Annotated in this window: 21 protein-coding genes; 11 read left to right on the forward strand and 10 right to left on the reverse strand. The window is 73.8% G+C overall.

Going from position 1 to position 23,482, the window contains the following annotated elements:
• Window positions 1-57 precede the first annotated feature (57 nt).
• Complete coding sequence (locus AB0B76_RS18825; RefSeq protein ID WP_360376378.1) at window positions 58-771, forward strand: LPXTG cell wall anchor domain-containing protein; 714 nt, start codon at window positions 58-60, stop codon at window positions 769-771.
• A 68-nt stretch (window positions 772-839) separates the two neighbouring features.
• On the opposite strand, the gene AB0B76_RS18830 is transcribed toward AB0B76_RS18825, so the two are convergent.
• Window positions 840-1,586: a phosphotransferase gene (locus AB0B76_RS18830; RefSeq protein WP_360376381.1), complete on the reverse strand. Its 747-nt coding sequence runs from the start codon at window positions 1,584-1,586 to the stop codon at window positions 840-842.
• 255 nt (window positions 1,587-1,841) lie between these two features.
• Here AB0B76_RS18830 and AB0B76_RS18835 point away from each other — a divergent pair, with 255 nt between their 5' ends.
• Both AB0B76_RS18835 and AB0B76_RS18840 read left to right on the forward strand, forming a co-directional pair.
• A complete protein-coding gene (locus tag AB0B76_RS18835; protein WP_360376384.1) occupies window positions 1,842-3,140 on the forward strand; it encodes a ricin-type beta-trefoil lectin domain protein in 1,299 nt (432 codons plus the stop codon).
• Between the two features lie 135 nt (window positions 3,141-3,275).
• A complete protein-coding gene (locus AB0B76_RS18840) occupies window positions 3,276-4,655 on the forward strand; it encodes a cellulose binding domain-containing protein (protein ID WP_360376386.1) in 1,380 nt (459 codons plus the stop codon).
• On the opposite strand, the gene AB0B76_RS18845 is transcribed toward AB0B76_RS18840, so the two are convergent.
• On the reverse strand, window positions 4,627-5,202 hold the full coding sequence (locus AB0B76_RS18845) for a hypothetical protein (RefSeq protein ID WP_360376753.1): 576 nt from the start codon (window positions 5,200-5,202) through the stop codon (window positions 4,627-4,629). The genes AB0B76_RS18840 and AB0B76_RS18845 overlap by 29 nt on opposite strands.
• 180 nt (window positions 5,203-5,382) lie before the next feature.
• On the opposite strand from AB0B76_RS18845, the gene AB0B76_RS18850 reads away from it, so the two are divergent.
• Window positions 5,383-6,273 carry a hypothetical protein gene (locus AB0B76_RS18850; RefSeq protein WP_360376389.1) on the forward strand — a complete coding sequence of 297 codons (891 nt, stop codon included), beginning with the start codon at window positions 5,383-5,385 and terminating at the stop codon, window positions 6,271-6,273.
• Here the strand turns inward: AB0B76_RS18850 and AB0B76_RS18855 are convergent.
• Window positions 6,233-6,847, reverse strand: coding sequence for a hypothetical protein (locus tag AB0B76_RS18855; protein WP_360376392.1), 615 nt, complete (start codon window positions 6,845-6,847; stop codon window positions 6,233-6,235). The genes AB0B76_RS18850 and AB0B76_RS18855 overlap by 41 nt on opposite strands.
• 194 nt (window positions 6,848-7,041) lie before the next feature.
• On the opposite strand from AB0B76_RS18855, the gene AB0B76_RS18860 reads away from it, so the two are divergent.
• Both AB0B76_RS18860 and AB0B76_RS18865 read left to right on the forward strand, forming a co-directional pair.
• Window positions 7,042-7,989 (forward strand): ATP-binding cassette domain-containing protein, encoded by a 948-nt coding sequence (locus AB0B76_RS18860; protein ID WP_360376394.1) that lies wholly within the window; start codon window positions 7,042-7,044, stop codon window positions 7,987-7,989.
• Window positions 7,986-8,747: an ABC transporter permease gene (locus AB0B76_RS18865; protein WP_360376397.1), complete on the forward strand. Its 762-nt coding sequence runs from the start codon at window positions 7,986-7,988 to the stop codon at window positions 8,745-8,747. The genes AB0B76_RS18860 and AB0B76_RS18865 overlap by 4 nt, the downstream gene beginning before the upstream one ends.
• Here AB0B76_RS18865 and AB0B76_RS18870 read toward each other — a convergent pair.
• From AB0B76_RS18870 to AB0B76_RS18880, 3 genes are read right to left on the reverse strand one after another with little or no spacing between them, the layout of a single operon-like run.
• Window positions 8,729-11,854 carry a BTAD domain-containing putative transcriptional regulator gene (locus AB0B76_RS18870; protein WP_360376400.1) on the reverse strand — a complete coding sequence of 1,042 codons (3,126 nt, stop codon included), beginning with the start codon at window positions 11,852-11,854 and terminating at the stop codon, window positions 8,729-8,731. The two genes, AB0B76_RS18865 and AB0B76_RS18870, sit on opposite strands and share 19 nt — an antisense overlap.
• A complete protein-coding gene (locus AB0B76_RS18875) occupies window positions 11,851-12,486 on the reverse strand; it encodes an isochorismatase family cysteine hydrolase (RefSeq protein ID WP_360376756.1) in 636 nt (211 codons plus the stop codon). Before AB0B76_RS18875 ends, AB0B76_RS18870 begins: the two co-directional genes overlap by 4 nt.
• A complete protein-coding gene (locus tag AB0B76_RS18880; RefSeq protein WP_360376402.1) occupies window positions 12,486-13,469 on the reverse strand; it encodes an aldo/keto reductase in 984 nt (327 codons plus the stop codon). The genes AB0B76_RS18875 and AB0B76_RS18880 overlap by 1 nt, the downstream gene beginning before the upstream one ends.
• A gap of 46 nt (window positions 13,470-13,515) precedes the next feature.
• Between AB0B76_RS18880 and AB0B76_RS18885 the strand changes: the two genes are divergently transcribed.
• The 3 genes from AB0B76_RS18885 (at window position 13,516) to AB0B76_RS18895 (ending at window position 17,379) form a co-directional block, all read left to right on the forward strand.
• The gene (locus tag AB0B76_RS18885) at window positions 13,516-15,405 is read left to right on the forward strand and encodes a hypothetical protein (RefSeq protein ID WP_360376404.1); all 1,890 of its coding nucleotides are present in this window, start codon (window positions 13,516-13,518) and stop codon (window positions 15,403-15,405) included.
• 139 nt (window positions 15,406-15,544) lie between these two features.
• Complete coding sequence (locus tag AB0B76_RS18890) at window positions 15,545-15,835, forward strand: metalloregulator ArsR/SmtB family transcription factor (RefSeq protein ID WP_360376406.1); 291 nt, start codon at window positions 15,545-15,547, stop codon at window positions 15,833-15,835.
• Window positions 15,836-15,930: 95 nt separating this feature from the next.
• Complete coding sequence (locus tag AB0B76_RS18895; RefSeq protein ID WP_360376408.1) at window positions 15,931-17,379, forward strand: NCS2 family permease; 1,449 nt, start codon at window positions 15,931-15,933, stop codon at window positions 17,377-17,379.
• Here the strand turns inward: AB0B76_RS18895 and AB0B76_RS18900 are convergent.
• From AB0B76_RS18900 to AB0B76_RS18910, 3 genes are read right to left on the reverse strand one after another with little or no spacing between them, the layout of a single operon-like run.
• Complete coding sequence (locus tag AB0B76_RS18900) at window positions 17,343-20,228, reverse strand: BTAD domain-containing putative transcriptional regulator (RefSeq protein WP_360376411.1); 2,886 nt, start codon at window positions 20,226-20,228, stop codon at window positions 17,343-17,345. The genes AB0B76_RS18895 and AB0B76_RS18900 overlap by 37 nt on opposite strands.
• A 27-nt stretch (window positions 20,229-20,255) precedes the next feature.
• Window positions 20,256-21,716, reverse strand: a complete 1,461-nt coding sequence (locus AB0B76_RS18905) for a M1 family metallopeptidase (protein WP_360376413.1) — start codon at window positions 21,714-21,716, stop codon at window positions 20,256-20,258.
• A complete protein-coding gene (locus tag AB0B76_RS18910) occupies window positions 21,713-22,087 on the reverse strand; it encodes a nuclear transport factor 2 family protein (protein WP_360376415.1) in 375 nt (124 codons plus the stop codon). Before AB0B76_RS18910 ends, AB0B76_RS18905 begins: the two co-directional genes overlap by 4 nt.
• 56 nt (window positions 22,088-22,143) lie before the next feature.
• Here AB0B76_RS18910 and AB0B76_RS18915 point away from each other — a divergent pair, with 56 nt between their 5' ends.
• Together AB0B76_RS18915 and AB0B76_RS18920 are read left to right on the forward strand one after the other, a co-directional pair.
• The gene (locus AB0B76_RS18915; protein ID WP_360376418.1) at window positions 22,144-22,602 is read left to right on the forward strand and encodes a metalloregulator ArsR/SmtB family transcription factor; all 459 of its coding nucleotides are present in this window, start codon (window positions 22,144-22,146) and stop codon (window positions 22,600-22,602) included.
• A complete protein-coding gene (locus tag AB0B76_RS18920; RefSeq protein ID WP_360376422.1) occupies window positions 22,599-23,084 on the forward strand; it encodes an SRPBCC family protein in 486 nt (161 codons plus the stop codon). Before AB0B76_RS18915 ends, AB0B76_RS18920 begins: the two co-directional genes overlap by 4 nt.
• On the opposite strand, the gene AB0B76_RS18925 is transcribed toward AB0B76_RS18920, so the two are convergent.
• Complete coding sequence (locus AB0B76_RS18925) at window positions 23,071-23,478, reverse strand: VOC family protein (protein WP_360376425.1); 408 nt, start codon at window positions 23,476-23,478, stop codon at window positions 23,071-23,073. The genes AB0B76_RS18920 and AB0B76_RS18925 overlap by 14 nt on opposite strands.
• Between the last annotated feature and the right edge of the window lie 4 nt (window positions 23,479-23,482).

A 23,482-nucleotide genomic window follows, 5' to 3' on the forward strand; every position in this document is an offset into this window, starting at 1 on the left:
GCCGGCCGGGCCATTAGGCTCGGCCGGCCCCATCCATCGATCTTGGAGCACCCCCGGATGCGATCATTCTTACTGCGACGCCTGGCCGCCACGGCCGGCGCCGCGCTCGTCGTCTTCGGATCCCTCGGCGCCGCACCGGCCCGGGCCGAGGAGGACGACACCTTCCCCTGGGATCTCACCATCCCCGTCGTCGACCTCACCGGTGCGGTCGGTGACGTCGTGCCGGTGACCATGACCGTGCGCAACCTCGGCCCGGGCGTGGTCCAGCCCGGCCGCGTGCGGACCGCGTTCATCCAGAAGCCCACGGGCACCGAGTTCACCGGCGACGTGTCCGCGGACTGTGACGGCACCGTCCAGCCGGAGGACCGGTACTACTGCCGGCCCCAGCAGGGGCTGGCCGTCGGGGCCGAGGTCGTCTGGACGTTCCACCTGAAGCTCGTCGACGCCCACCCCGGCGAGGGTCTGATGTTCTTCGCCGACGGCGGGGGCGAGGACCGCGACAGCACGAACGACGGCGGCTGGTTCAAGGTCACCATCAAGGCCCCGGAGACCGGCCCGACGACCGCGACCCCCACGACGGCCGCGGCCACGCCGACCGGCCGGGCCACGGCGGGCCCGGGCGCCAGTGCGGCCGCCGGCCCCGCGCTGCCGGTGACGGGCGACCGGACCGGCCTCTACGCGGGCCTCGGCGCGGCGCTCGTCGCCGCGGGGGCCGTGCTGTACGTGCTCGCCCGGCGGCGGCGCGTCGTCATGGTGACACCCGAACGGTGACACGCGGTGGGCCGATGGCGACCGACTCGCACATCGGCCCATCTCGCGGCGGCCGGCCCGGCCACGTCTCAGACACGGTCTCCGACCGCCCGGACCTCGGCGAGCCGCCGGACCGAATACTCGTCGTCCCAGCAGACGGCGGCCTCCCACGCGGCCGACGCCTGCGCGGCGACGTCGTACGCGCCGTCGTCGAGGCCGGCGGCGTTGCCGGGCAGCACGAGGTCGAGGTCGGGGACGTCGACGTGCGACTCGTCCCAGTCGATCAGCCCGACCCGGTCCGCTGTCACACGGACGTTGCCGGGGTTGTTGGGGTTGCCGTGCACGACGCAGGTCGGACGTCCGGAAAGCCGCGCCCACGCCGCCCGGCAGCGCGCGACGCTCTCGGCGGGCATCGCGCCGAGGTCGACCTTCGTCCCCGTCTCGGCGTGCAGCAGGTCGGTCGAGGATCGCCAGCCCGGGCGCTGCGGCCGGCCCCGCGTCAACCGGTGCAGCCGGCGGAGCACGCCGGCCACGCGGCGCCAGTCGGCTTCCGTCTCGGGTGGTCCGCCCTCCACGTAGGTCATCACCACCAGACCGCCGGCGAACAGCCGGCCGCCCGTCGTCGGGATCGGCACCGGCACGGTCAGGCCTTCACGGTCGAGGTGCTGGAGGAGCCCCGTCTCCCACGCGAGATCCGCGTCGCTCCGGGCGCCCAGACGGCCGACCGCGCGACGCCCGTTGACACGCACGCTCCACACGTCGTTGGCGACCCCGCCGGTGAGCGGCTCGATGCGAGCGGCGTCCGCACCCCACTGCGCGAGTGCCTCCCATCCCATCGGCCACATCCTACGCAGGCTCCGGACCGCGGTCACCCAAAGCGACACATCCCCACATCAGCGTCACCGCTATTGACAAGGATCTTTTGATTCGGCCACGATGCTGAGAGCGCTCTCACGTCCGCCAGGTGAGGGCTGAACAGGACTGCCCCGCTCCCCCGCCCCCATCTTGAGAAGGGCACAACCGCTGTGGAGAAACAACAAAAAAGCACACGTCGCGGCCGCCGATGGCTACTCGCCGGGGCCGGAGCCGCCGTGCTCGCCGCGGCCTCGTTCGCCGTTCTGCCCGAAGCGTCCGCCTCGCTGCCCGCCACGCCGGCCGGCTGGACGCAGGTCTTCGCCGATGACTTCAACGGGGCCTCCGGCACCGGCCTCAACACCGCCAACTGGCTCTACGACCTCGGCCACGGGTACCCGGGCGGGGCCGGCAACTGGGGCACCGGCGAGATCGAGAACATGACCAGCAGCACGGCGAACGTCTACCAGGACGGCGCCGGCAACCTGGCCATCAAGCCGATCCGGGACGGCTCCGGCAACTGGACCAGCGGCCGCGTCGAGACCCAGCGCACCGACCTCGCCGCGCCCGCCGGCGGCAAGCTGCGCCTCGAGGCGCGCCTGCAGCAGCCGAACGTCAACACGGGCAACGGCGCCGGCTACTGGCCCGCGTTCTGGGCGCTGGGCGCGGCGGCGCGCGGCACCGGCGCGTCGGGCTGGCCGGGCATCGGCGAGATCGACGTCATGGAGGACATCAACGGCCGCAGCTCCGAGTTCGGCACCCTGCACTGCGGGACCTCGCCGGGCGGCCCGTGCAACGAGACGACGGGCCTCGGCAGCGGCGAACGCGCCTGTGGCGGGTGCCAGACCGGCTTCCACACCTACGCCGTGGAGCAGGACCGCAGCACCTCGCCGGAGCAGATGCGCTGGTACCTCGACGGCAACAACTTCTTCACCATCAACGCGAACCAGGTCGACGCCAACACCTGGAACAACGCCACGCACCACGGGTTCTTCATGATCCTCAACGTGGCCATCGGCGGCGGCTTCCCCGACGCGTTCGGCGGCGGCCCCAACGGCTCGACCGTGTCCGGCGTGCCGATGCTCATCGACTACGTCGCGGCGTACACCGCCGGCGGCGGCGGGGGCGGCACCACCACGCCGCCGCCCAGCGGTGGCAAGGCCGTCAAGGGCCCCGGCGGCCTGTGCCTGGACGTCCGCTCCTCCAACAGTGCGAACGGCACCCCCGTGCAGATCTACACCTGCAACGGCACCGCCGCGCAGCAGTGGACCTACGTCGAGGCCGGCAGCACGCTGCGGGCGCTCGGCAAGTGCCTGGACATCCCGGGCGGCTCCACCGCCAACGGCGCCAAGCTGCAGCTGTGGGACTGCAACAGCACCGCGGCCCAGGTGTTCATCCACCGCTCCGACAACACCTACTACAACCCGCAGGCCAACAAGTGCCTCGACGACCCGAACGGGTCGACGACGGCCGGCACCCAGGTGCAGATCTGGGACTGCAACGGCAGCGGCGCGCAGAAGTTCTCGCTCCCTGCGTAACTGAGGTGCAGGTCGCGACCAGGTGCCCGGCACCTGGTCGCGACCGCTGTAACTTTCGCGGGTTCCCGCAGGTGGCACCGGCCTTCACGAACCCGCGGTTGACGCCCCCGACGCGCGGCGCGGACGTTGCTCACCATGAGCGCACGTTCGCATCGTGGAATCTGGTGGGCCCGGCTGGCCATCCCGGTCTTCGCCGCGGCCGGGGCCGCCCTCATCGTGCTGGCCCTGCAGCCCCCGGCGCGGGCCACCGTGCCGGAGCCGACGGCCCCGGTGACGGGCAACGCGACATACTTCGACGGCCTCGGCGCCCCGTACGGCGGCTGCGGCCTGCCCCAGGCGGAGCTGGAGACGCAGAACTTCGTCGCGCTCAACGTGTTCGACACGCCGGGCAGCGGCACGTTCTACCCGCGGCCGCTGTCCTCCGCCGACGCCGACAAGATGGGCATCTGGAACAACGGCCACAACTGCGGCCGCTGGGTGCGGGTGAAGATCGGCGACTACTGCACCGGGGTCAACGACGGCGCGCTCGGCCAGGCGTTCTGCCGCAGCGGCGCGTGGACGACGGACGCGTACAACGACGGCACCCTCGACATGATCGTCGCGGACAGCTGCGGCGACTCCAACGCCTGGTGCCGCGACGACAAGTACCACCTGGACCTGTCGAAGGACTCGCTGAACAAGTTCGTGAAGAACGGCGCCCCGATGCCGGACCTGTACCCGTCGCACTGGAACAACCGCCACGTCTCCTGGCAGTTCATCGCGGCCCCGGCGTACTCCGGCGACATCAAGATCGGGTTCCTGAGCGGCGCGCAGCGCTACTGGCCGGCGATGGCGGTCTCGCAGCTGCCCAACGGCATCCACGGGGTCGAGTACCTCGCGGGCGGCACCTGGACCGCCGCGCCGATGAACGGTGACATGGGCCAGTCGTACGTCATCGGCGCCACCACCTCCGGCGGCACCGACTTCCGCATCCGGGTCCGCGACTCCGCCGACGCGCTGCTGTTCGGCGGCCGCGAGTACTCCTTCTCGCTGCCGGCGGCGTGCTCGTCGCAGTGCAGCCAGGCGTACACCCAGGCGACCTACACCACGACGAGCACCACGGCGAGCCCGACTCCTTCCAAGTCCACCTCCGTCTCGCCGTCGGCCTCCGCGTCCCCGAGCCGGTCGACGTCCGCGTCCCCGAGCCGGTCGGCGTCCTCGTCGCCGGCGCCCACCGGCGGCTGCACCGCCGCCGTCACCACGACGGGCTCGTGGTCGGGCGGCGGGCAGGCCGACGTGCGCGTGACAAACACCGGCACCGCGCCGACGACCGGCTGGACGGTGCGGTTCACGATGCCGGCCGGGGTGACGATCGCGAGCGCATGGAACGCGACGATCACCCAGTCCGGGCAGACCGTGACCGCCGTGAACGCGTCCTACAACGGCACGATCGGCGCGAATGCGAGTACCAGCTGGGGTCTGGTCTTCAGCGGCCCGAACTTCGGTGTCACCGGGGTGAGCTGTTCGGCCCGCTGAGGCCCCTGGCCGCCGCGGCGGCTACCGCGGCGGCCAGGGCCTGCGATGGGGAGCCGGCGATGCCGGCTCCCCACGCCTGCCAGTCCCGGCCGCGGCAGTGCGCGTAGGCGATGACCTTTCCGGTCAGCACCGGGTGATGCTCGCTGTGCAGCACCCGCTCGGCGGCGCCGGTGACGAGCCGCTTGACCCCGGCCCGGTCCTGGCGCAGGACGACGTCGCGCCACACCGGCGCGGTCGCGGTGTACAGGTGCACGACCGCCTTGTCGAGGCCGTCGACGGCCTCGGCGGTGCGCGCGATCGGGTCGTCGCGGGCGGCGGTGAAGACCACGACGGTGACGCCGTCGGGGACCAGGTCCTCCTTGACGAGCAGCCGGACGAAGTCGAAGTCCAGGCCGCTGGCCGACGGGTAGCCGACCTCGATCTCCTTGAAGCCCAGGGCGACCATGAGCTGGAAGCCGCGCCGCTTTCGCTCGGCGTCCATGGGCTCGGCCAGCGCCTGGTTGCCGTCGCGCAGGTCGACGGGGACCCACAGCGGCGCCCGGGTCAGCCGGTTCCCGGGTCAGGAGCGATGCTGCAGCGGTACCTCGACCCGCTCGTGCGCGGGCCGGTAGTGGTGGAAGGGCATGCGGCTGGTGCGCTGCGGGTTCCACTCACGATTTGATACACGGTGACGCACAGCCGACTGCACACTGGACGTCACAGAGAGTATCGGCGCAGCTTGGAACGCATGAACGTGGAGCCGAACGAGACGTGGCTGCGGTCATACCTGTATGTCCGCATCGCAATGGTCGGCCTGCTGATCGCGCTGGGCGTGGCGGTGGGCTTCCAGACCTGGCACCAGGGCGGAGAACTGCTCTCCTCCGTGAGTGCGTACTACTACACGCCCGCGCAGGGCATCTTCGTCGGGTCGCTGGTCGGCCTCGGCGCCAGCATGATCGCGCTGCGCGGCACCACCGACGCCGAGGACGTGCTGCTCAACATCGGCGGCATGTTCGCGGCCGTCGTCGCCGTGGTGCCCACCGCCCGCAGCGACGACTACATCGACGCGGTGCGCGAGTGCCGCGAGGGCGGCGGGCGGCTGCCGAACGGGATGACCTGCCCCGACGTGCGGGCCCTGGCCGACGCCACCCGGGACAACGTGCAGAACAACATGGTGGCGCTGCTCGTGCTGGGCGCGCTCGGCATCGCCGTCACCGTGGTCCTGGCCATCGCGGACCGCCGGGCGCTGTGGGGGCCGATCGCCGTGGCCTGCGCGGTCTACGCGGCGGCGCTGGCCACGTTCCTGCTGTCGCTGGACTGGTTCATCGACCACGCCCACTTCGGCGCCGCGATCGGGCTGCTGGTGTGCATCATCCTGGTGGCCCTGGTGAACCGGCGCCGGCACAACGCGACGCCGCAGGCCCAGGCGAGGCCGGACCGGTACGGTCTGGTCGCCTGGGCCCTGATCGGCGTCGCGCTGATCGGTATCCCGCTGTGGGCGTTCGGCGTGATCAGCCTGTTCTGGCTGGAGATCGCCGTGGCCCTGCTGTTCGCGGTGTTCTGGACGGTGCAGACGGTCGAGCAGCGACCGGGCTCGCCTACGGCAGTGGCGCCTTCGGCAACGACGGCACGGAGTTGAAGGCCTGGATGCCGGCCTCGTTGTCGCCGTCGAACGGCGTCACGGGGCCACCGCCCTGGCCGAGGCAGAAGTCGTCGTCCTTCGGGTCGGCGAACCACATGCCGACGTGGTTGAGCTCCTTGCGCACGCGGTCCTTGCCGACGATCGTCGAGGAGAACGCCTCCTCCACGATGAGCTTGAGCTCGGTCTTGCCGTTGCCCTTCTTGTCGGTGTTGACGTCGCCGATGTACTCGGCGGCGCCGAACGGGCTCGCCGGCACCTCGAGCAGGAAGACGGTGAAGGAGGTGTTCGCCGGCGCGCCGGTCAGGCTCACGTCCATGACGTCGAAGCCCTTGGCGTCGGTCGTCAGGGCGACGGCCACGTTGACCTTGACCTTCGGCATGCACTTGGCGAGCTGGTCGTTGCTCGGCGCCAGCTTGAACCGGACGACGTTCTTCGCCGTGGAGGTGTAGTCGCCCACCTTGTCGAACTCGGGGACGCCCGCCCCGCCGCTGAAGGTGCTGACGCCGGCGTAGACGGCCGCACCCGCGAGTGCGCCGGCGGCCAGGGTCGCGATGCCCTTGATGATGCCCATGATGTGTCTCCCCTCCCCTTGAACGGGGCTTCCCCGCGGCTCCATCCGCCGCCGGACACAGGAGGACACGGCACCCGCCGCGGCCCCGTTCACCTGCGGCGATGTCGCCACACCGACAGCGGCAGCGGTGAACCTCAGCAACGTGAAACCGGCGTAAAACCGGGCTGAGTCCAGGGCCGCGCACGCTCTGCGGCATGACACGGGACACAACGTCCGCGGTCTCGGTGACGGGGCTGCGCAAGGCGTACGGCAAGAAGACCGTCCTCGACGGCGTCGACCTGCAGGTCGCCGCGGGCACCGTGCTGGCGCTGCTGGGCCCGAACGGGGCCGGCAAGACCACCACCGTGCAGATCCTGTCGACCCTGATCGGCGCCGACGGCGGCGAGATCCGGGTGGCCGGGCACGACCCCGCCCGCGAGCCCGACGCGGTGCGCCGCGCGATCGGCGTCACCGGCCAGTTCTCGGCCGTGGACAGGCTGCTCACCGGCGAGGAGAACCTGCGCCTCATGGCCGACCTGCACCACCTGGGGGCGCCCGGGCGGCGGCGGGCCGGCGAGCTGCTGGAGCAGTTCGGGCTCGCCGACGTGGCGCGGCAGCGGGTCGCCACGTACTCCGGCGGCATGACCCGCCGCCTCGACCTCGCGATGGGGCTCGTCGGCCGGCCCCGGCTGGTGTTCCTCGACGAGCCGACGACCGGGCTCGACCCGCGCAGCCGCCGCCAGATGTGGGCCGTGGTGCGCGAGCTCGTCGCGGGCGGGGTGACGATCCTGCTGACCACGCAGTACCTCGAGGAGGCCGACCAGCTCGCCGATCGCATCGCGGTGCTCGACGGCGGCCGCATCGTAGCCGCGGGCACCCCGGACGAGCTCAAGCGCCTCGTCCCCGGCGGGCACGTGACGCTGCGCTTCGCCGGCGCCGGCGACCTCGCGGCCGCGCGGGCCGCGGTCGGCGGCGAGGTCAGCGATCCGGACACGTTCGCGCTGCAGGTGCCCGGCGACGGAGGCACCCGCGCGCTGCGGGCCCTGCTCGACCGGCTCGACGCGGCCGGGGTCGAGCCCGCCACCCTGCAGGTCCACACGCCGGACCTCGACGACGTCTTCCTCGCCCTGACCGCCACGAGCACGATGGAGAACTCGCGATGAGCGACTCGCTGACGATGATCCGCCGCAACCTGCTGCACCTGTCGCGGTACCCCACCCTGCCGCTCTCGCTCATCGGCACGCCGCTCGTGTTCCTGCTGCTGTTCGTGTACGTGTTCGGGGCCACGCTGGGCAACGGGCTCGGCGGCGCCGGCGGCCGGGCCGGGTACCTGGAGTACGTCATCCCGGGCATCCTGATGATGACCGCCGCGGGCGCGGCCCAGACGACGGCGATCTCGGTCGCCATGGACATGACCGAGGGCATCATCGCCCGGTTCCGGACCATGGCCATCAAGCGCGCCTCGGTGCTCACCGGCCACGTCGTCGGCAGCACCCTGCAGACGGTCGCGGCGATGCTTGTCGTGCTCGGCGTCGCGCTGCTGCTGGGCTTCCGGCCCACCGCCGGCCCGCTGGACTGGCTGGCGCTGGCCGGGCTGCTGCTGCTCGTCACGCTCGCGATGATCTGGCTGTCGGTGGCGCTCGGGCTGACCGCGCAGAGCGTCGAGGTGGCCAGCAACCTGCCGATGCCGCTGATCCTGCTGCCGTTCCTGGGCAGCGGCTTCGTGCCGACCGGCACGCTGCCGGTGGGGCTGCGCTGGTTCGCCGAGTACCAGCCGTTCACCCCGATCATCGAGACCGTGCGCGGCCTGCTGCTGGGCACTCCGATCGGGTCCAGCGCGGGGCAGGCGGTGGCCTGGTGCGTGGCGATCGCGGCGGGCGGGTACTGGTGGGCGCGGAGCCTCTACTCCCGCAACCGCTGACGGCCGTTCACGAGCCCCAGCGCCGCCGCGCGCAGCCCCGCCGGGTCCAGGCCGGCGTACTCCGAGACCGCCTCGGCGTACGCCGGCCCGTCCGCGTCCCCGGCGGCGGCGCGGGCGCGGGACGAGGCCAGGGTGGGCTGGAAGCCGCGCAGGTACCGCATCCGCTCGGCCAGGGCCACCATCCGGGCCGCGGCGGAGGGGGCCGCGCCGATGTCCGCCATCGCCAGGGCGAGCAGCATGACCCCGCAGACCGGGAACTCGACGAGGTACACCGGCCGGTTCACCGGCGGCCGGGTGAGCAGCGTGACGAGCTTCTCGTGCAGCTCCGCGACGACGCCGGCGACCAGCTCGGGACGGCCGTGGCGGGCGTGGGCGACGACGGCCGCCGCCTGCGCCTCGATCGCCTCCGGGGCGAAGCCGGGGGGCTCCAGGCGGTACGCCGGCGTCTCGCTGTTGCGGATGCGCTCGACCGCCCTTCGCCACAGGTGCAGCCCGGCGTCGGTGTCGCCCCGCGCGAGGGAGATCTCGGCGCGGACCCCGAGGTCGAGCAGGTAGGTGCCGACCGCGTCCTCGGGCGAGCCGAGCGCGGCCCGGTCCCGCCACTGCTCGGCCTCGTCCAGGGCCCCGGTCTGCAGGCTCGCCAGGGCGGCGGCCCACTCGATCTGCAGCATCGCGATGTGCAGGTCGAGGGCCTCCAGCAGGCCCAGCGCGGCGCGGAAGTGCCGGCGGGCCTCGTCCGGGCGCTCCAGGGCCAGGCACAGCTCGCCGACCCGGGAGTGGGCGAGCACCATCGTCCACGGCGTGCCGCCGAAGCCCGCGGGGCCGGTGACCTCGAGCAGGCGCCGGGCCGCGGCGAGCGCGCCCTCCATGTCGTCCTCGTTCTCGGCGACAAAGCTGGCGAACGCCCGCGCGATGCCCGCGAGCAGCGGCTCGGGCCGTTCCCCGAGCTCGCGCAGCGCGGCGTGGCCGGGCGCGAAGATCTCGCGGGTGCGCAGCAGCACCGCGGCGGTGGCCCGCACCACGGTGTCGGGCGGGGCGGGCGGCAGCCGCTGGAGCGTCACCAGGGACCGGGTCGCGCGCGGCCCCTGCATGATGTAGATGATCGCGGTGAGCAGCGTGGCCGCCGTCCGGGCCACCTCCACCAGCTCCGGCTCGGGCCGGTAGTGCGACAGCAGCACCGAGGCCTCGAGCAGGATCGGCAGCCGGGTCTGGTTCGACTCGATGACCCACAGGCTGCTCAGCACCGCGGCGGTGGCGGCCGCGGCCGGCGCGTCGGCCCGGGTGACGGCGAGACCGAGGGCGTGGACGAGGTTGTCCTGCTCGGCGCGCACCAGCCGGACCGTCGGGGCGGGGTCGGCGCCGAGCAGCGCGCCGTGGTGGGCCAGGCCGAAGCCGCGCGCCCAGGCGAGCAGCCGGCCCTCGGCCCCGGCGGTCTCCCCGGCGGCCTCGCGGCGCTGCGCGGCGAAGGCGCGGACGGTCTCGAGCATCCGGAACCGGGTGCCGGCCGGGGTGTCGACGACCTGCAGCAAGGAGTGGTTGACGAGCCGCTCGACGACGCCGAGGGCGTCGGGGCCCTCGACGAGGTGCTCGGCCAGCGCCGTCGTGAAGCCGCCCGGGCCCAGCGACAGGGCCCGCATCGCCGCCTGGGCCTCGGCGTCGAGCAGGTTCCAGCTCCAGTCGACGACGGCGTGCAGGGTGTGGTGGCGCTCGGGGGCGTCGCGGGCGCCGCCGCGCAGCAGCGCGAACCGGTCCCGCAGCCCGCGGGCGATCTCGGCGACGGACATGACCCGGGTGCGGGCGGCGGCGAGCTCGACCGCGAGCGGCAGCCCGTCGAGGTGCGCGCAGAGCCGCTCGACCTCGGCCGCGGGCAGCTCGACGCGCGGGCGCGCGGCCCGGGCCCGCTGCCCGAACAGCTCGACGGCGGTGGCGAGGTCGAGCTCCGGCAGCGGGTACACCCACTCGGAGGTGAGCCCGAGCGGCGCCCGGCTCGTGACGAGCACGCGCAGCTCCCTGGTGAGCGCGACGAGCGCCCGCACGAGGTCGGCGGCCTCGGCGAGGACGTGCTCGCAGTTGTCCAGGACGAGCAGGGCCGGGCCGTCCCCCAGCGCCTGGGCGACGGCCGGCGGCCCCGCCTCCGCGGGGATGCCGAGCGCGGTCGCGACCGCGCCGGCCACGTCGGCGCCGACGCCGGCGAGCGGCACGAAGTGGACGGCCGGCTGCTCGGCGCGGCGCGCGACGGCCTGGGCCAGGCGGGTCTTGCCGAGGCCGCCGGGGCCGGCGACGGTGGTGACCCGGGACGTGCGCAGCAGGCTCAGCACGGCGGCGATGTCGTCGTCGCGGCCGAGCAGCGCGTTGGGCTCCTGGGCGACGCCGTGGCGCACGGCCGGCGCCTCCCCCTGCAGCAGCCGCCGCTGCAGGTCCTGCACGGCGGGGCCGGGGTCGGTGCCGAGCTCGTCGCGCAACGCGCGGCGGTAGCGCTCGTAGCGCTCCAGGGCCGCGGACGGTCCGGCGGTGGCGGCCTCGCAGCGCAGCAGTTCCAGCAGCACCTCCTCGTCGAGCGGGCGTTCGGCCGCGAGGGCGTGCAGGGCCTCCAGGGCCTCGGCGGGCCGGTCGAGGCGCGACCGGGCGAGCGCCCGGGCCCGGATCAGGGTCCGGTAGGTCCCCGCCCGCTCCCGCCGCAGGTCGCCGAGCGCGCCGGCGCCCCCGTCGCCGGGCTCCGGCGGCCCGAACGCCGCCAGGCCGGCCTCCGCGTGCTCGAGGGCCGCGGCGTGGTCGCCGGCGCGGGCGAGCCGGGTGGAGGCGGCGGCTCGGACGAGTACCGCCGCCGCATCGACCTGATCGTCACCGAGGGCCAGCCGGTAGCCGTTGGGGGTGCTGGCGATGGCGTCGCCGCCGAGCTGGGCGCGGGCCCGGAAGACCAGCACCTGCAGGGCCTTCGCCGGGTTCTCCGGCTGCTTGTCCGGCCAGATGCCCTCGACGAGCCAGCCGGTGCCGCAGCCGGTGCGCAGGTCCCGCGCGAGCAGGGCGAGCAGGTCGTGCAGGCGGCCACCGGTGATCTCGCGGCCGCGGTAGGCCACGCCCCGCAGGAGCGTGAGCTCGCTCGTCACCGCAGGCTTTCCGCTATCGCAGCCGACGGCGCGGACCCGGCCCCCAGGCGCGCGGCCTCGGCCAGGTGCCGATCGTCCACGCCGGAGATCGCGTCGGCCGCGGCCACCACCCGGAAGTCGCGCTCGCTGGCGCCGATGATTGCCGCGCGCGGGCAGTTCGGGAAGTTGCAGCCGGCCACGACGACGGTCGACACCCCCTGCTGGCGCAGGAACGCCTCGAGCCCGGTGCGGTGGAAGGCGCCCCAGCGCGGCTTCCACATCGCCCACTCGCCCGGCCCGAGCGGCTGGAACTCCCCGGCCAGCAGCTTGGGCGCGTCCAGCTCGGGCGCGCCCGGCGGCAGCAGCGCCGGCGCGATCTGCGAGCCCGGGCTTCCGGGCCGCACGATCGGCGCGCCCCCGTCGAGCAGCGTGCGCCGGGCCAGGTCGACGTCCTGCCCCTGGTACAGCCGGATCACGTGCACGATCGGCCGCCGGGCCCGGCGGAACGCGGCGGCGAGCGCGCCGACGACCGGCACCACGGCCGCCGTGCCCGGGATGGGGCTGGCCCCGCCCTCGATGAAGTCGACCTGCGTGTCGATCGTCAGGAGGGCGGCGCGATCCCACTCCGGCCGCGTCCAGGGGTCGGTGGTCATCACCGATTGATCATCCGCTGCATCTCCTCGGGGTACCGCTCGCCCTGGATCGTAATGCGCCGGGCGGCGTCGTCGAGGTCCGCGAGGTCGTCGGCGGTGAGCTCGACCCGCGCCGCGCCGACGTTCTCGGTGAGGCGGCCGACGTTGCGCGTACCGGGAATCGGCACGATCCACGGCCGTTGGGCGAGCAGCCACGCGAGCGCGACCTGCCCCGGCGTCGCCCCGCGGCGCGCGGCCACGGCCCCGACCAGGTCGACGAGCGCCTGGTTGGCCCGGCGGTTCTCGGCGCTGAAGCGCGGCAGCGTGCTGCGGATGTCGTCGTCGCCGAACGCCGCGCTCGCCTCGATCTTCCCGGTGAGGAAGCCGCGGCCGAGCGGGCTGAACGGCACGAAGCCGATGGCCAGCTCCTCCAGCACCGGCAGGATCTCGGCCTCGGGCTCGCGCCACCACAGGGAGTACTCGCTCTGCAGCGCCGCCACCGGCTGCACCGCGTGCGCACGGCGGATCGTCTGCACGCCGGCCTCGGACAGCCCGAAGTGGCGCACCTTGCCGGCCGCGATGAGCTCCTTGACCGTGCCGGCGACGTCCTCGATCGGCACGTCGGGGTCGACCCGGTGCTGGTAGAGCAGGTCGATCGTGTCGACGCCGAGCCGCCGGAGCTGCGCGTCGGCGACCTGGCGGATGTGCTCGGGGCGGCTGTCGAGGCCGCTCTGTTTCTTCTCGTCGAACGAGAACCCGAACTTCGTGGCTATGACGACCTGGTCGCGGTACGGCGCGAGGGCCTCCCCGACGACCTCCTCGTTGACGTAGGGTCCGTACGCCTCCGCGGTGTCGAACAACGTGACCCCGGCCTCGACGGCGGCCCGGATCACGGCGATGCCGTCGGCCCGGTCGGCGGCCGGCCCGAGCGCGTGGCTGATGCCCATGCAGCCGAGCCCGAGCGCCGACACCTCGAGCCCGTTGCCGAGCGTGCGCTTGTCCATGCTGTCCTCCTCCGTGCGGTTGCGCCCCCGACGCTAGCGTGTCCGGATGCTGGACGGACTCGACCGCATCGACTGGGGTGCGCTGGACCACGCCAACGGCCCCGCGACGGACACACCCGGCCTGCTGCGCCGGCTGCCCGACGAGGAGGCGTTGTCCGAGCTGTACGACACCATCTTCCTCCGGGGCACCGTGCACCCGGCGACCGTGGCCGCGGTGCCCTTCCTCGCGGAGCTCGCCGCGCCGGGGCGGGCCGAGCTGGTGTGGCTGCTCGGCGCGCTCGCGGACCCCGCCCACGCGGACGGCGACGTGTTCCCGGAGGTCAGCGCGGCGGTGGCGGCACACGCGCCGCTGTTCGCCGCGCTGCTGGACCACGCCGACGCCGGGGTACGCGAGTCGGCGGCCTACGCGGCGGCCCGGACCGGGGTGCCCACCGCACTGCTGACGGCGCGGCTGGCGGCCGAGGCCGACGCGGCCGTACAGGCGTCGCTCCTGCTCGCCCTGGATCTCGACGACGTACTCACGGCCGCGGTGCGGGACGGGCCGCCCGCGGCGTGCGCCGCGGCCGCGCTCGCCCGGGCCCGCGCCGGCCTCGGGCTGGTCGGTGCGGACGCGATCGTGGCGGCCCTCGACGCCGGAGCCGGCGTGGCGAACCGGTGGCGGCACCACGACGAGTGGCCGACCGAGCTCCTGACCGCCGTGACCGGGGACGAGGCCGAGGAGCTGGCGGCCCGGATGCTCCGCTCACCGGTGCCCGCCACCCGCGAGGCGGCGCTGCGGGCGATCTCGCAGCGCTGCGAGCGGTACCGCAGCGCTCCGGCCCGGCTCGTCCCACCGGCCGCGCCGGCCCTCGACGATCCCGAGCCCTCGGTGCGCGCGGCCGCGCTCCGGCTGCTGCGCCGGGCCGGGCGGGCGGCGGCGCCCTACGCCGACGCCCTGGCCGCACTGGCCGCCGAGCACCTCGACGCCGTACACACCCTCATGCTGCTGGGCGATCCGCGCTGGGTCGCCCACGACCCCGGCGACGCGTTCGACATCTTCCTCGTCCCCCTGGTGGTCGCGGCCGCCCGGGCGCGCCTGGCGGCCGACCCGGGCGACGCCGACTACCTCGCCCAGTTGCTCGCCGCATGGGGCGCGACCGAGGCGATCCCCGAGATCGTCGCCGCCGTCCCGCGAGCGGCTCTCCCGGCCGCGCTGGCGCTCCTCCGGCTCGGGCACGACGAGCCGGCCGCCGAGCCGTTGCTGCGGGCGTTCGCCACCCGCCACGGACACCTGAGCGCGGCCATGTCCGTGTGGCGGCTCACCGGCGACCCCTCGGTGATCGTCGCGGCGCTGCGGACCCGGCTGGCCGGATACGGCTGGCCCGGATGGCCCGGCATCGCCGCGCTCGCCGAGGTCGCCGGGGCGCTGCCCCCGCTGCTGCCCGAGGCCCGGTCCCTGCTCATCGGCGCGGCGGCGCGCAGCCATTCGGAGCGCGAGCGGCAGCTCGAGGCGGCGCTGATCGTCGCCGCGGCGGGGGATCCGGATGCGGCCCGGCCGACGGTCCTCGCGCTGGTGCGGCGCGGCGGCACCCTGGCCCGGACGGCGGCGGATTTCCTCGTCGAAGTCGGCGTGCCGCCCGAGGCGGTGCCGTTGCTGCGTGAGCGGCTCACCGACCCCTGGTGCCGGGTGGCCGCGGCCCGGGCGCTCGTGGCGGCCGGGGTTCCGGTCGCCGAGGTGACCGGTCCGCTCGTCGCCGGGATCGCCGGCTACACGGGCAGCTGCGGCCTGCCGGCCATTCGCGAGCTCAGGGCCGTGGATGCGGTGCCGGCGCTGCGAGCGCTCGCGGCGTCCGACGACCGCCGGCCGTGGACCAGCCTTCTCGACGGCGACGTCGTATGGGCGGACGAACGCCTGCAGGACGCCATCCGCTCCGCGATCGCGGAGCTGAGCGCGTGAACCGCACCGCACGGGGCATCCTGATCGCGATGATTCCCGTCGTGCTCCGGGGCGGCACGCCGTACCACGTGTACTCGAACTGACACACCGCCCCCTGTGCGATTGGACAGGCAAGTGCCGGCTTGCCTACGGTCGTGGCGTGAACGATGTCTTCGCCGCGCTCGCCGACGCCACGCGGCGGGCGATCCTCGACGAGCTGGGCGAGCGCGACGGGCAGACGTTGTTCGAGATCTGCGCGCGGCTGGCCAACCGGCACGGCATCGCCTCCTCGCGGCAGGCCATCTCGCAGCACCTCGACATTCTCGCCGAGGCCGGGTTCGTGCGCGCGGAGCGCAGCGGGCGGTACAAGTTCCATCACGTCGACTTCGCCCCGCTGCGCGCGATCGTCGAGCGCTGGCCCGTGCCCGGCGACGCCTCCGGAGCGCGCTGAGGCGGGGTTTACCAGTTCGTTTCACGGCATGTCTGGGCTGGTCGTGGGGGAAGTGGGATCATGCGCGCGTAACTATGCATTTACCTGGAGGTTCCATGGCCGAACGGCCGGTGGCGACACAGAGCCGTGTCGATCAGTTCTTCGAGATAACCAAGCGCGGCTCGACGATGAGCCGGGAGGTTCGTGGCGGCCTCGCGACGTTCTTCACGATGGCGTACATCGTGGTGCTGAACCCGCTCATCCTCTCCAGCGGCGTCGACAAGGCCGGCGGGCGGCTCGCGATCACCGCGCTGGCCTCGGGCACGGCCCTGGTCGCGGGCGTCATGACGATCCTCATGGGCGTGGTCGCCCGGTTCCCGCTCGCGCTCGCCGCGGGCCTGGGCGTCAACGCGCTCGTCGCCTTCGAGATCGCACCCCAGATGACGTGGGCCGACGCGATGGGGCTCGTGGTCATCGAGGGCGTGCTCATCACGATCCTGGTGCTGACGGGGCTGCGAACGGCGGTCTTCCGGGCGGTACCGACGCAGCTGAAGACCGCGATCGGGGTCGGCATCGGGCTGTTCCTGGCGCTCATCGGCTTCGTCGACGCCGGCTTCGTGCGCCGCGTCCCGGACGCGGCCAACACGACGGTGCCGGTCGGGATGGGCATCGGCGGCAAGCTCATCAGCTGGCCCGCGCTCGCGTTCGGCGTCGGGCTGCTGCTCACCGTGGTGCTGGTGGTACGCCGGGTGAAGGGCGCGATCCTCATCGGCATCCTCGCCTCCACGGTGCTCGCGATCATCATCGAGGCGATCGCCAAGGCGGGACCGTCCTTCGTGGACGGCAAGCCGAACCCGAAGGGGTGGAGCCTCAACGTGCCCACCCTGCCGGACAAGATCGTCGACAAGCCGGACCTGTCGCTGCTCGGGCACTTCAACGTGCTGCACTCGTGGCAGACGGCCGGGGTACTGGTGCCGCTGATGTTCGTCTTCACGCTGCTCATCACCGACTTCTTCGACACCATGGGCACGATGGTGGCGGTGGCGCAGGAGGGCGAACTGCTCGACGAGAACAACATGCCGCCCCGCACCCGGGAGATCCTGCTCGTGGACTCCCTCGCCGCGGCCGCGGGCGGCGCCGCCAGCACGTCGAGCAACACCAGCTACATCGAGAGCGCCTCGGGCGTGGCCGAGGGCGCGCGCACGGGCGTGGCGAGCCTCGTCACCGGCGTGCTCTTCCTGCTGGCGATGTTCTTCGCGCCACTGGTGACGGTCGTACCGTTCGAGGCGGCGTCGGTCGCCCTGGTGGTCGTCGGGTTCCTCATGATGACCGCGGTGCGCACCATCGACTGGTCGGACTACGACATCGCGTTGCCGGCGTTCCTCACCATCGTGATCATGCCCTTCACGTACTCGATCTCCAACGGCATCGGCGCCGGGGTCATCTCCTACGTGGTGGTCAAGCTGGTCGGCGGCAAGGCGCGGGAGGTGCACCCGCTGCTGTACGGCGTCGCGGCGCTCTTCGTCATCTACTTCCTGCGCGGGCCCATCGAGTCGGTGTTCTGAGCGAACCGGTCCCATCGCAGCCCCGTGATCGGGTCGGACGCGGACTGCCGCTCCGGGCCGTAGTCGAGGGTCTCGGCGATCTGGCGGGCCCGGCGCCAGGCCTCCTCGGCCGGCCCGGGCTCGCCGGCGGCCTCGTGGGCGTCGCCGAGGTTGGCCAGCAGCGCCGCGGCGTGGTGCAGGTTGCCCGCCTTCAGGCACAGCTCGATCCCGCCCCGCAGGTAGTCCTGCGCGATGTCCCACTGCCCCAGGCAGCCGTGGATCTCGGCGAGGTTGGCCACGATGGCCGACCCGCGCTGCCAGTTGCCGGTCCGGCGGTGCAGCTCCAGGGCCTGGTGGCCGAAGTCGAGGGCCTGCCCGTAGTCGCCGAGCACCATGTGCCCGTACGCGAGGCCGTTGAGGGTGATGGTCTGGCCGCGGGTCTCGCCGGTGCGGCGGAACAGCTCGAGCGCCTCCCGCAGCAGCGCGATGGTCTCCTCCGTGCGCCCCTGGCTGCCGTGGATCAGGCTCAGGTTGTGCAGGCAGTAGCCCTCGTGCACGGTGTCGCCGAGGCCGCGGAACAGGTGCAGGGCGCGCCGGAGGTGGTCCTCGGAGCGGTCGTGCTCGCCCCGGATCAGCCGCGCGTAGGCGAGCCCGCGGTGCGCGGCGGCCCGGGCGGCCGGGTTGCGGTCGCGGTTGGCCGCCTCCAGCGCCGCCTGCTGCAGCCGGAGCTGGTCGTGGAAGTGGCCCTGGCCGACCAGGAACGCCTGCAGCACCCGGGCGAGCTGCCAGGCGTGGGCCGGGAACGCGGCGACGGCCTGGACGGCCGCGGCGGCCAGCGCCGACCGCTCGGCGGCCAGCCAGGCCAGCGCGGCCTCGCTGCCGCTGAACGTCACCGCGGACGGGCCGGGCCGGGTCGTCGGCGTCGTGACGAGGTCGCTCAGCTGCGTGCCGATGGCGACGGCGGCGGCGTGCGCGGTGCTCAGGTAGTGGTCGAGCAGCCGGCGCAGGGCGGCGTCGCGCTCCTGCACGGTGTCGGTGACCTGGCCCAGCTCGGCGGCGTAGGCGTGCAGCAGGTCGTGGAAGACGTACCGGCCGGGCGTGGGCTCGATGAGCAGGTGGCCCTGCACCAGCTGGGCCAGCAGGGGCCGGGTCTGCGCCGCGGACCGCCCGGCGAGGGCGGCGGCCGCGGCGAGGCCGATGTCCGCGCCGGGTTCGAGCACGCCGAGGAGGCGGAAGAGCCGCGCGGCGTCCGGGCCCAGGATGCGGTACGACCAGGAGAAGACCGCCCGCACGTCGGTGCTCGCGTCGTCCCCGGCGAACGGGTCCAGGCGGTGCTCGGTGCGCTCCAGCTCGTCGGCGACCGCGGCCAGCGACAGCCCGGGGTTGACGGCGAGGCGGGCGGCCACGATGGACAGGGCCAGGGGCAGCCCGGCGCAGCGCTCCAGGATGCGCGCGGCCGCGTCCGGCTCGGCGTCGGCCCGCCCGGCCCCGGCGCGGCGGGCGAGCAGCTCCCGGGCCTCGCCGGCCGAGAACAGCTCCAGCGGCATCGGGCGGGCGCCGTCGGCGGCGACGAGCCCGGCGAGCCGGTTGCGGCTGGTCACGAGGACGCAGCCGCCGGAGGCGCCGGGCAGCAGCGGGCGGACCTGCTCGGCGTCGCGGGCGTTGTCGAGCACGACGAGCACCCGGCGTTCGGCCAGCAGGGTTCGGTACGCGTTCATGCGCGCCTCCGCCCCCGGGGGGATGCGCTCCGGCGGCAGGCCGAGCGCGTCGAGGAACTCGCGCAGCACGTCGAACGGCCCGGCGGGCGGGGCGACCGGGTCGAAGCCGCGCAGGTTCGCGTACAGCTGCCCGTCGGGGAACCGCTCGCGGACCCGGTGCGCCCAGTGCACGGCCAGCGTGGTCTTGCCGATGCCCCCGCCGCCGCTGATCGCGGCGATCGGCATGGCCGCGCCGTCGCCGGACGGCACGAGCGCGTCGAGCCGGCCGAGCCACGCCGACCGGCCGGTGAAGCCGGCGGTCGCGGGCGGCAGCTGGCGCGGCACGGCCGGATCGGCGTCCGCGGGCCCGGCGGCCCGGGCCGGCGAGGGCGCGGCGGCCCGGGCCGGCGGCGGTTCGGTGGTCGCCGCCGGCGGCGCGAGCGGCTCGTCGCGCAGCACCGACAGGTGCAGGTCGCGCAGCGGCGGGCTCGGGTCCAGGCCGAGCTCGCCGGCGAGGAGCCGGCGCGTCTCCTCGAACACCGCGATCGCCTCGGCGCCGCGCCCGGTGCCGATGAGGGCCCGCATGAGCTGGCCGCGGAACGTCTCGCGCAGCGGGTGCCGCCCGGTCAGCGCCCGCAGCTCGGCGACGATGCCGTCGGCGCGGCCCAGCGCCAGCTCGGCCTCGAAGCGCCGCTCGAGGGCCTGCAGGCGCAGCTCCTCGAGCCGGGCGATCTCGGCGGCGAGCACCGGCACGTCGCCGAAGCCGGCGAGCGCCGGGCCGCGCCACAGGGCCAGCGCGCGGGCGAAGGCCAGCGCGGCCCGTTCCCGGTCGTCGGCGAGCCGGGCGTCGTCGCCCTCGGCGAGCCGGGCCCGGAACCGCTCGAGGTCGAGCTCGTCGGGGCGCAGGGTCAGCACGTACCCCTCGGGCCGCCGCGCGATCCGCTCCCCGCCGAGCGCCCGGCGCAGGTGGTGGACATGGACCCGCAGGCTCGCCTCGGCCTGCCGGGTCGCGGCCCCGCCCCACAGCGCCTCGGCGAGCACGTCGACGGAGACGGGCCGGTTGGCCTGGGCGGCAAGGACCGCGGCGAGCACGCGCCGCTTGCGCCCGGCCAGCTCGGCCACGCCGCCACCGTCGGTCACGATCTCCATGGGGCCGAGCAGATCGAACCTCATGCGCACCGTTCTACAGCATGGGCCGGCCTACTTCGGCGTGGTCGGCGAGTCGAGCCAGGTGTTGATGAGCGCCGTGAAGTCCTTGCCGGTGTGCTGGTTGACGAACGCGATGAAGCCGGCGCGGTCCTGCGCGGTGCCGCGCTGCTGCCGCACCCAGTCGGTGCCCAGCGCGAAGAACGCGGCGTCGCCGATCTGCTTGTGGATCTGGTGCAGCATGAGCGCCGGGCAGATGTACACGTTGCTCTCGGCGAAGCTGTCCGCCTTGGGCTTGCCGGGCGGGCCGAGGCGCTGGCGCAGGCGGGCGTCGGCGGTGCGGGCCCAGTCCTCCCACTGCTTCACGGTGACCTTGTCACGCTCGTTGGTGTAGAGGAACTGGGCGTACTCGGCCCAGCCCTCGTTGAGCCACAGGTCGTTCCAGTTCGAGGTGGTGACCGCGTCGCCGAACCACTGGTGGGCGTACTCGTGCAGCAGGTCGCCGTCGAAGCCGGAGCGGAAGTCGGCGTCGCTGCCGTAGTCGGGCAGGCCCATGGTGATCATCTGCTGGGTCTCCATGCCGGAGGCCGACGGGACCATGAGCACGCCGCCGCTGTCGAACGGGTACGGGCCGAAGTGCTTGGTCAGCCAGTCCAGGTACTGCGGGGACTTGCGCAGGTACGGCAGCGCCTTGTCGTCGACGCCGGGCCGGTACCAGTAGCTCAGCGCCACCCCGCCGGGGCCGGCCGCGGTCTCCTGCGTGTACTTGCCGACGGCGAGCGTCGTGAGGTAGGCGGCGACCGGGGTGGCCGAGGCGTAGCGGAACAGGTTGCCCTCGTGGCCCTTCGGGCTGCCGCTCGCGATCGCCGACCAGCCCTCGGGGACGGTGACGGCGATGTCGTACAGCGCCTTGTCCGACGGCTGGTCGTTCGCCGGGTACCAGGTGCTCGCCCCGTACGGCTCCTGCATCGTCCACAGTGCACCGTCGGCGGTCACGGTGAGCCCGAGCGGCTCGGAGTCCTCGCGGTGCGAGGGCATCGGGACCGTGGCGGGGGTGCCGTGGTACCGCACCACGAGCTCCGCCGGCTTGTCCTTGGCGACCTTCCCGGCGACGGTCAGCTTGGTGTCCGCGACCGTTCCGGTCACGGCGGCGCCGTCGAGCGTCACGCCGTCGATGGTGTACGCCTTCGAGAAGTCGAGCTTCACCTCGCTCAGATCCGCGGCGGCGCGCAGCTGGACCGTGGCCGTGCCGGTGAGCGTCTTCGTGTCCGGCCGCCAGGCGAGGTCGAGTCCATAGTGGAGCACGTCGACGCCGGGGTTGCCGTAGCCGGGGTACACCGGGTCGGCGACCGGTGCCGAGCGCCCGGCCGCGTAGCGCTCGAAGTCCGGCGCGGACGGGCTCGGCGCGGCGCTCGGGCCGCGGCTCGACGCGGGGGCCGCCGGCTCCTTGTCGCCGGTGCAGGCGCCGGTCGCGAGGACGGCGGCGATGACGAACGGTATCCAGGTGCGGTTCACGACTGGAAATAATCGCGCAGCGAACGGATCTTGTCGCCCGACATTCGGAAGATCTGCACGAGCGACACCGTTGTCGAGCCGTCCGGGCCGTCCAGGACGGCGTCGATCTCCGCGATGAACACGTCGGGGTCGGCGGTGTCGTGCAGCACGTAGCCGGTCGCGCCGGCGTTCAGCGTCCCCTCGGGCCCGGGCCGCGCCTGGATGGCCCGCACCCCGGTCTCGATCGCGTCGCGGCCCACGAGCCGGAGCCCCTCGACGGGGGCCTCATAGACGCCGTCGTCGGTGAACAGGTCCGCGACGGCCGGGGGGTTCCTCGTGATCGCGCCCGCGTAGACGTACCGCTGAAAGATCTCCTGATGCGAAAGGGTCACTTTCTCCATGCTAGGACCCGCTGGCCAACGTGTAACACATCGGTTACGCTTCCCCGGTGGACGAGGTGGCCGCGGCCATTGCCGATCCCGTGCGGCGGCGGATTCTCGAGGCGCTGCGTGACGGGCCGGTCACGGCCGGGCGCATCGCGGCCGAGTTCCCGATCAGCCGGCCCGCGATCAGCCGGCACCTGCGCGTGCTGCGCGAGAGCGGGCTCGTCCGCGACAGCGTGGTGGGCCGGGAGCGGCACTACGAGCTCGACCTCGCCGCGCTCGGGGAGCTGCGGCAGTGGATCGAGCGGCTCACCGACCGGGGCGCGGCCTGGGAGCGGCGCTTCGACGCCCTGGAGACCGAGGTGTACCGCGCCCGCCGCGACCGGCGGCGGCGAGACGACATAGAGAGCGAGAGTGGCATGAACGGTACGGAGCGCAGCGGAGTGGCCGGGCATCAGGAAGCACAGCTTGACGCTCAGGTTGACGCTCAGGCCGCCGACGAGCGCAGCGAGGAGGTGGCATGAGCGGGCAGCTGATCCCGACGGATGACGGGTACGACCTCGTCATCACGCGGACGTTCCGGGCCGGCATCGACGACGTGTGGGCGAGCGTGACCGAGCCCGAGCGCAGCGCGCGGTGGTTCGGGCCCTGGGAGGGCGACGCCGCGCCCGGGCGGACGATCAAGGTGCGGATGGTCCAGGAGGAGGGCGAGCCCGTCATGGACCTGCGCATCGACGCGTGCGAGCCGCCGCGCCGGCTGGCCGTGTCCGGCGCCGAGGAGTCCGGCGGCTGGCGGATGGAGGTGCTGCTGACCGAGCGCGGCGACACCACCGAGCTGCGGTTCGTGCACCACCTCGACTCCGCGGACCAGGTCGGCGAGATCGGGCCGGGCTGGGAGTTCTACCTCGACCTGCTCGTGGCCGCCCGCGAGGGCACGGCACCGAAGACGTTCGAGGACTACTACCCGGCGATGAAGCCCTACTACGAGTCGCTCAGAGCTGGCTGATCCGCACGAGGTTGCCGGCCGGGTCCCGGACCGCGCAGTCGCGCACGCCGTAGTCCTGGTCGATCGGCTCCTGCACCACGTCGGCGCCGCTGGCCTGGACGCGGTCGAAGGTCCCGGCCAGGTCCTCGGTGGCGAGCACGATCGTGGCGTAGCTGCCCTTGGCCATCAGCTCGACGATCGTGCGCCGCTCGTCGTCGGTGAGGCCGGGCTCGATCGCGGGCGGGTACAGCACGATGGACGTCTGGGGCTGGTCCTTCGGCCCGATCGTGATCCAGCGCATCCCGCCGTAGCCGACGTCGTTGCGCAGCTCGAAGCCGAGCGCGTCGCGGTAGAACGCCAGCGAGGCCTCGGGGTCGTCGGCCGGCAGCAGGGTCTGGTGGATGATGACACTCATGGGC

It is taken from the genome of Dactylosporangium sp. NPDC049140 (assembly GCF_040648435.1).

Coding starts and splice junctions, on each gene's coding strand:
- AB0B76_RS18865 (WP_360376397.1), top strand. CDS start 7,986: ATGAGCGACTCGCTGACGATGATCCGCCGCAACCTGCTGCACCTGTCG.
- AB0B76_RS18840 (WP_360376386.1), top strand. CDS start 3,276: ATGAGCGCACGTTCGCATCGTGGAATCTGGTGGGCCCGGCTGGCCATC.
- AB0B76_RS18925 (WP_360376425.1), bottom strand. CDS start 23,478: ATGAGTGTCATCATCCACCAGACCCTGCTGCCGGCCGACGACCCCGAG.
- AB0B76_RS18895 (WP_360376408.1), top strand. CDS start 15,931: ATGGCCGAACGGCCGGTGGCGACACAGAGCCGTGTCGATCAGTTCTTC.
- AB0B76_RS18875 (WP_360376756.1), bottom strand. CDS start 12,486: ATGACCACCGACCCCTGGACGCGGCCGGAGTGGGATCGCGCCGCCCTC.
- AB0B76_RS18885 (WP_360376404.1), top strand. CDS start 13,516: ATGCTGGACGGACTCGACCGCATCGACTGGGGTGCGCTGGACCACGCC.
- AB0B76_RS18860 (WP_360376394.1), top strand. CDS start 7,042: ATGACACGGGACACAACGTCCGCGGTCTCGGTGACGGGGCTGCGCAAG.
- AB0B76_RS18920 (WP_360376422.1), top strand. CDS start 22,599: ATGAGCGGGCAGCTGATCCCGACGGATGACGGGTACGACCTCGTCATC.
- AB0B76_RS18830 (WP_360376381.1), bottom strand. CDS start 1,586: ATGGGATGGGAGGCACTCGCGCAGTGGGGTGCGGACGCCGCTCGCATC.
- AB0B76_RS18850 (WP_360376389.1), top strand. CDS start 5,383: ATGAACGTGGAGCCGAACGAGACGTGGCTGCGGTCATACCTGTATGTC.
- AB0B76_RS18855 (WP_360376392.1), bottom strand. CDS start 6,847: ATGGGCATCATCAAGGGCATCGCGACCCTGGCCGCCGGCGCACTCGCG.
- AB0B76_RS18900 (WP_360376411.1), bottom strand. CDS start 20,228: ATGAGGTTCGATCTGCTCGGCCCCATGGAGATCGTGACCGACGGTGGC.
- AB0B76_RS18825 (WP_360376378.1), top strand. CDS start 58: ATGCGATCATTCTTACTGCGACGCCTGGCCGCCACGGCCGGCGCCGCG.
- AB0B76_RS18880 (WP_360376402.1), bottom strand. CDS start 13,469: ATGGACAAGCGCACGCTCGGCAACGGGCTCGAGGTGTCGGCGCTCGGG.